At 67.8% G+C, this 454-nt stretch carries 1 pseudogene and 1 other annotated feature; the pseudogene reads left to right on the top strand.

Going from position 1 to position 454, the window contains the following annotated elements:
• Positions 1–50: 50 nt before the first annotated feature.
• Positions 51–454: pseudogene (locus tag RM540_RS16340) on the top strand (transposase); the annotation flags it as partial.
• Positions 329–445 (top strand) — a sequence feature (AL1L pseudoknot). Its footprint overlaps the pseudogene before it by 117 nt.

The raw sequence follows: 454 nt of genomic DNA, 5'->3' as shown, positions 1-454 counted from the left end.
TGAATCAACCCGGGTTTGCCGGAGGCTCCCATCCTTGACAACTTGGAGCCATGAGCAAGTCCACCCGCTATTCCCCCGAGGTCCGGCAGCGCGCCGTCCGCCTCGTCTTCGACCACGAGCACGACCACCCCTCGCAGTGGGCCGCCATCCGCTCGGTGGCCGAGAAGATCGGCTGCACCGCCGAGACGCTCCGCAACTGGGTTCGCCAGGCTGAGCGCGACCACGGCCGTCGCGCCGGCCCCTCCACCGACGACCGAGCGCGGCTGAAGGAGTTGGAGCGCGAGAACCGCGAGCTGCGCCGCGCCAACGAGATCCTCCGCAAGGCGTCCGCGTATTTCGCACAGGCGGAGCTCGACCGCCGACCGAGACGATGATCACGTTCATCGACGACCACCGCGAGGCCTACGGAGTCGAGCCGATCTGCAAGGTTCTGCCGATCGCTCCGTCGACCTAC

This window comes from Rubrivirga litoralis (assembly GCF_031846415.1).
In the GTDB taxonomy this organism is placed as follows: Bacteria; Bacteroidota; Rhodothermia; order Rhodothermales; family Rubricoccaceae; genus Rubrivirga; species Rubrivirga litoralis.
This window is presented reverse-complemented; position numbering and strand designations above follow the sequence as displayed.